The 6,157-nt window shown below is 39.2% G+C and carries 6 protein-coding genes; 1 reads left to right on the forward strand and 5 read right to left on the reverse strand.

What is annotated here, in order from left to right; all coding sequences use genetic code 11:
• The first annotated feature begins 29 nt into the window (after positions 1 to 29).
• Complete coding sequence (locus AC4PL9_RS04340; protein WP_491603551.1) at positions 30 to 2,339, forward strand: efflux RND transporter permease subunit; 2,310 nt, start codon at positions 30 to 32, stop codon at positions 2,337 to 2,339.
• A 1-nt stretch (position 2,340) separates the two neighbouring features.
• Here AC4PL9_RS04340 and AC4PL9_RS04345 read toward each other — a convergent pair whose 3' ends face one another.
• From AC4PL9_RS04345 to AC4PL9_RS04365, 5 genes are all read right to left on the reverse strand, one after another.
• Positions 2,341 to 2,568, reverse strand: a complete 228-nt coding sequence (locus tag AC4PL9_RS04345) for a ferredoxin (RefSeq protein WP_491603552.1) — start codon at positions 2,566 to 2,568, stop codon at positions 2,341 to 2,343.
• Complete coding sequence (locus AC4PL9_RS04350) at positions 2,565 to 3,803, reverse strand: peptidase U32 family protein (protein ID WP_491603553.1); 1,239 nt, start codon at positions 3,801 to 3,803, stop codon at positions 2,565 to 2,567. Before AC4PL9_RS04350 ends, AC4PL9_RS04345 begins: the two co-directional genes overlap by 4 nt.
• Positions 3,804 to 3,892: 89 nt before the next feature.
• Complete coding sequence (locus AC4PL9_RS04355; RefSeq protein WP_491603554.1) at positions 3,893 to 4,657, reverse strand: ZIP family metal transporter; 765 nt, start codon at positions 4,655 to 4,657, stop codon at positions 3,893 to 3,895.
• The gene (locus AC4PL9_RS04360) at positions 4,654 to 5,406 is read right to left on the reverse strand and encodes a class I SAM-dependent methyltransferase (RefSeq protein WP_491603555.1); all 753 of its coding nucleotides are present in this window, start codon (positions 5,404 to 5,406) and stop codon (positions 4,654 to 4,656) included. Before AC4PL9_RS04360 ends, AC4PL9_RS04355 begins: the two co-directional genes overlap by 4 nt.
• A 91-nt stretch (positions 5,407 to 5,497) precedes the next feature.
• The coding region (locus tag AC4PL9_RS04365; RefSeq protein ID WP_491603556.1) for a DUF4625 domain-containing protein at positions 5,498 to 6,157 on the reverse strand (660 nt) is incomplete at its 5' end.

Below are 6,157 nucleotides of genomic sequence, written 5' to 3' on the forward strand. Positions count from 1 at the left end.
CTCAACACTTCATAGATGAAGTTGTTGAAATGTTATATAGTTTTACCGCAATGATAGACGAAGTCTTTACTGAAAAGGTTGGTGAAAAAAAGTTAAAAAAATATTCCAGATGGATTATTTTGGTGTTAACTTCTCTGACCCTCTTTTTTTTATACAATTGGAAACACCTTGAGTTTACTTACGAATTTGAGGACTTCCTGCCTAAAGGTGATAGCGAAGCCGATTTCTTTGCTGACTACAGGGAAAGATTTTCCTCCGACAATGATTTTATTTTACTGGCAATAGAAAGGGAGTCAGGTGTTTTCGAGGAGAACTTTCTGAAAGATATAGAAACGTTATCCAGTGAATTGAAAGCAGCAAGATATGTAGAGCAGGTAGTATCTCTAACGACGCTTAAAGAATTACGTTTGTTACCGGGAGGTGTTACGATGCAGATCCCATATTTACATCTGGACAGTCTCAGGCTGGACAAGGATTCCTCCCGTATATTCAGCCATCCTGAATTAGTTAACCGATTTATTGCTTCTGATGCCAGGTCACTGTGTGTGTTCCTGAAACATAGAGATTATATAGGAAAAGAGAAATGTGACACAATGGTAGCTGATATTCGGGAAACTTTATCCGGATATAATTTTGATCAGATTCGTCTTACAGGTAGGGCTGTAGGACAACAATACTATGTCAAAAAAATGCAGAACGAAATGATGCTATTTGTTTCGTTGTCTGTTGTTCTTGTTATTTTATTTCTTTTTATCGCGTTCCGTTCTGTTTGGGGAATTTTACTGCCTCAGGTTGTTCTGTTCGGGGCATTGATTTGGGTGATCGGTGCGATGGGGCTTTTTCGCGAGCCGATTAATGTATTGTTGATTGTTTTACCTAGCATCATGTTTGTCGTTGCCATGTCTGACGTTATCCACATGGTTAGTAAATATATTGACAACCTGAGAGAAGGGATGGAAAAAATTCCGGCGATTAAGAATACGATGAAAGAAATCGGAATGGCAACACTTCTGACTTCAGTTACTACTGCTGTAGGATTTGCAACCTTATTTTTAATAGGAATCAGACCGATACAGGTTTTTGGGATGTACACGGCTTTAGGTGTTTTATTGGCTTTTTTACTGACGTTTTTTGTTTTACCGGTATTGTTTCTTTTTACACGTACTCCAAAAGTTGTTCGAGAGAGTAAATACAACACGCCTGTCTGGTTTGGTTTTCTTTCAAAGTGTTTTCGGTATACGTTGATCTATCGTAAATGGATTCCGGTTGGTTTTCTAATTTTTGGACTTGTCGCTGTTTACGGAATTTCAAAAATTGAGACAAATAATTATTTGATGGATGATATTTCGGAAGATGCACCAATGAAGCAGGATTTTAACTACCTGGATAAGCATTATGGAGGAATCAGGCCATTTGAACTGGCCATTGAACTCGTAGATAGCACGACATCATTCTGGGATAAAGAGGTGCTGAATGAGATACAGAGAATAGAAGAATACCTGGAGGAGGAATACGGAGTAGGTAGAATTAATTCTTTGCCTTCGATGCTGAAAGTAGCAAACAGAAGCTTGCACGCAGGACAAAAGGATTGGTACAAATTACCAGAGTCGAATAGGGAACTTAACAGAATTCACAGGGTGACTACGGCGAAAGGATATGAACTGCTGGCAATGCTTATCGATTCTACAGGACTTATGACTCGAATAAGTGGGGGGATTCCGGATTGGGGAAATAAAATTGTAACGGAAAAGAATGAGGAATTACTTGATTTTATTAGAAGTGAAGTAGATACTACACGTATCCGACCCGTAATAACCGGTACGGCACACTTACTGGATGTAAATATGCGGACTTTATCCTCAAGTATGATGCAGGGGCTGGTTTTGGCCAGTGCGATTATAGCACTTTTAATGGGAGTATTGTATCGATCTTTTCGTATGGTTATAATAGCATTGATCCCTAATATTTTTCCTTTATTATTTATTGGCGGAATTATGGGATTTATGGGTGTCGATTTGAAAATTACAACTGCAATTGTTTTTACTATAGCATTTGGTATTGCGGTTGATGATACCATTCACTTTTTAAGTAAATTCAAACTAGAGTTAAATAAGGGTAAGAAAACGCTTGAGGCTCTCCGGGTGACATACGTTTCTACAGGTAAAGCAATCATCTTAACTACTTTGATTCTCAGTAGTGGATTCCTGATGTTGCTCTTTTCTGATTTCGAGGGGACTTTTATCATGGGGCTTCTGGTCTCATTAAGTCTTGTGTTTGCTGTAATAGCAGACTTGTTGTTGTTGCCGGTTTTAATTGTGTTTTTCTTCAGGAAAAAGTGAGCTAAACCTTCTCGAACTTAATGATATTTACAGGGCAGTGCTTTGCTGCAGATGCAATTGTTGGTAACTCATCGTCACCGACTAAAGCAGAAAACCACCCTTTTTTCATCGTCCCGTCTATCAGGATACATTTTCCTGTTGCCCGTGTAATCCGCCATCGAAAACGATCAACTTCAACGCAGGCATTACACCCAATACACTTTTCATGGAGTTGAGATACGCGGATCATACATCTACCCATTTATAAAGTTTGTCGGAAGGCCTTATTTTTTTACTCAGTTTAAAGGTGACCCGATCACCTTTACTTCCTTTCTCAGCCGCTTCTCCTTCAACAAACAGATCCGGTATTATACACTCAATAACACCGGTTGTAGGTCCTATGATTAAGACTTTTTCACCTGCTTTCAGGTCATGAGCTTCCATTTGAAATTCAGCAATGCTACTTTTACTGTAATACGTAACACCTTTGGCAATATATATTTTTCGCTTAGTTGCTTTTGAACCATATTCATCGTTCCATTCCCCCATGAGACGCCCCAGATAATAACCATCCCAAAAGCCACGGTTAAAAACAGTTGCAAGCTCCTGTACCCACTCATCAACTTTCTCTTTCGTATAGGAGCCTTCGGAAATGGAGTCAATAGCCTCCCTGTAACAACGTGTTGTTTTGTAGACATAATCAGCACTTCGACCTCGACCTTCGATCTTAAGAACGGAGACTCCGGCATCTATAATCTGATCCAAAAAGTTGATCGTGCACAGATCTTTTGCAGACATTATATATTCATTCTGAACTTCAAGTTCCTGTCCTGTATCTTTATCTGTAACAATGTAGCTTTTACGACAATTCTGAATACAGGCTCCGCGGTTAGCCGAAGAGAAATTAGAGTGGAGACTCAGGTAACATTTTCCTGAAACAGCCATGCATAAGGCTCCGTGTCCGAATACTTCCAATCGAATTAATTCTCCGGAAGGTCCTCTCAGATCACGTCTTTTTATTTCTTTTGCTATCGCCTCAACTTGTAGAAGACTCAGTTCTCGAGAAAGTACCATTACGTCTGCATAAACAGAGTAAAACTCGACTGTTTCGATATTGGTCACATTGGTTTGAGTCGAAATGTGAATAGTCATTCCGATTTTTCTGCAATAATTCATTACGGCATGGTCAGAAGCTATAATTGCAGTAATTCCTGCTGCTTGAGCTTCATCACAAATCCGCTGCATGAGCCTGATGTCATGGTCGTAGACAATTGTGTTTAATGTAAGGTAACTTTTCAGTTGGTGGTCACTACAGATTTTTGCAATTTTTGAGAGATCATTGATCGTGAAATTATGCGTTGACTTGGTACGCATATTCAATTGTTCTACTCCGAAGTAAATAGAATTTGCTCCGCCTTGTATGGCGGCAGTTAAAGCTTCGTATGACCCGGCAGGAGCCATCAATTCTACAATACCTGATTTCATGTCTGAAAAAATTTGTGCAAAGGTCGCCAGACAGAGGAGAGTATAAAATGATTTTTGTCAGCTTGTATGGACTACTTTATATAGAAGCTTTAGTGAAACCATAAACCTAAAAAGGCTCCGGCTAGAAGAGTGACTAGTTTCATGAGATTGAAACGATGTCCTTCTGAAGTCTCAAAGATAATTGTAGTTGAAATATGAAGAAACATCCCAACGACTATGGCTAGAATAATATCTGCTGTATATCCACTGAAAAGATGAGGTGCATTTATCCCAATTAGAATACCAAGAGGGGCTGTAAGTGAGAAAATAAATAAAATCAATAACGTAGACCATCGCTGCCAACCACTTTGAATTAGCATGGTAGTCAGCGCTATAGCTACGGGAATATTGTGAAATATGATACCAAACAATAGGCTGTGCCCCGAATCGTGACTATGACTATGTCCGTGATGGTCATGAACGTGAACTCCCAATGCGTCCGGAATAAACTCCGCAGCTAAAGGAATGCCTTCCAGAATGGAATGGACACTCAAACTGATAAAAAGAACAATAGGAACATTGCCATTTTTTGTTGGGTGAACATGTCCGTGTTCGATCCCTCCTGAGAAATATTCAAGAAATAGCTGGATAAGAAATCCCAGAAGGATGTATACGCCAATAGATTCTGTGTGTTTGGAATAGATGGCGGGAATAAAGTGCAGAAATGCAATGGAAATAAGAAATCCCCCACTAAATGATAAGAGAGGTTTAATTAAAGATGATCCGTTTTTCTGCTTCAGCCCTAACACTAATACTAATACTGCGCCTGACATAACAGCCAGAATCAGCAAAGTAATTCCCCAAAATGCACTCATTCTTGTTTTTTAGCTATAATTATCAGCCTGTCCGAAGTCTCCGGGTGATACGGGTTCAGGCTAAAGTCGCCAAAGGTACGGATTATTTGCAAACCAGTTGCATTAGTTAGGCGGGAAAAATCATCCAATGTTAATGCCTGTACCCGCTCTGAAAAACGAAAGTCTTGTTCTTTGTCTTTGAAGCGAATATGCTTATAAATGTGTTGGTGATCATGTTCACGGGTGATGTGAAAGGAAATGGAATCAATGGTTTTCTCTTCTTCTTTGACCAGTTGCTGAATAACTTTTTGGCTATTCATGAAGTCAATAACGAGAATACCATCTTTGTCTAACATGGAATCGATCGCGTGCATGACTTTCTGATTATCATCCTGAGAATCGAAATAACCAAAGCTGGTAAAAAGATTAAAAATATGTGTAAACTTTTCCTGCATCGGTTCGCGCATATCCTGAACAGCAAAGGAAAGGCGATCGTTGGCAAATTGAGAGGCATACTGGATGCTTTCTTCCGATAAATCTACTCCTTTGACATCAAACCCCAATGAATTCATATAGATACTATGCCTTCCTTTACCGCAGGCAAGATCAAGAATTTTAGCTTTTTCACTATCAATTTCCAGAAACTGAACAAGATTGCGTATAAAGAGGGCGGCTTCCTCATTATTCCTGTTTTTATAAAGTATGTGATAATAGGGGGTATTGAACCAATCTTTGAACCAATCTTTTTGTATCTCCTCTTTCCCTGTCATATCGGTTTTGAATTATTATCTAACTTCTCTACAAAGAAAAAATCCCTCTAACTAAACTGCCGAGGGATATTGTGCAAGCTGAGAGAAATTATTAATTAACGACTATTTGTTGTTCAAATATAGTATTATTTCCATTACTATCCTCTGCCCGGATTCGTATTTTTACAGGCCCGGACTCACCAGAGGGAATAGGAATAGATAAGTTCCCGTCTGTTTGTGCATCCCAGGTCATTAATTCAGAGGAAGCAATAGAGTAAGATTCATTGATTAATGTATTACCACTGGAAAGGGAGGTTGCTTTTACAAATACCTGAGATAAGAAGACTGTTCCGGTGATTGTACCGCTTATAACCAGATCATTTCCAGCTGTAACTGAAGCGGGGACAGTGAGATTCATGACAGGCTGCTCAGGATTGATGACCTCAAAATAGAAAAGTTTATTTTCAGACTGATTTCCCTCCTTATCTAAGGATGTGATGGTTCCGTGATACGTACCTGAAGATGCGTTGTCAGGTATCGTAAAGCTTTCATTAATCGAAAACGAAGTCCCTGATATGTCACTAATCCTGATTTCTTCATAGCGTGTAGTCATGGATTTGTGTGAGTGTCCGTCAAAATCGTGATGAATATCAATTTTTAACTGATTTAGTTCTTTGTTGTCCGTAACGCTCCCGGAAACCGAAAAGGATTCACCCGGATGTAGTTGAACAGACTGAGATGAATTATTGATCTGTATATCAGATAATACAGG

It is taken from the genome of Wandonia sp., from assembly GCF_984588085.1.

Bases quoted from the DNA above. Each gene is read 5' to 3' on its own strand.
- AC4PL9_RS04360 (WP_491603555.1), bottom strand. From the start codon at position 5,406: ATGACAGGGAAAGAGGAGATACAAAAAGATTGGTTCAAAGATTGGTTC.
- AC4PL9_RS04340 (WP_491603551.1), top strand. From the start codon at position 30: ATGTTATATAGTTTTACCGCAATGATAGACGAAGTCTTTACTGAAAAG.
- AC4PL9_RS04350 (WP_491603553.1), bottom strand. From the start codon at position 3,803: ATGAAATCAGGTATTGTAGAATTGATGGCTCCTGCCGGGTCATACGAA.
- AC4PL9_RS04345 (WP_491603552.1), bottom strand. From the start codon at position 2,568: ATGATCCGCGTATCTCAACTCCATGAAAAGTGTATTGGGTGTAATGCC.
- AC4PL9_RS04355 (WP_491603554.1), bottom strand. From the start codon at position 4,657: ATGAGTGCATTTTGGGGAATTACTTTGCTGATTCTGGCTGTTATGTCA.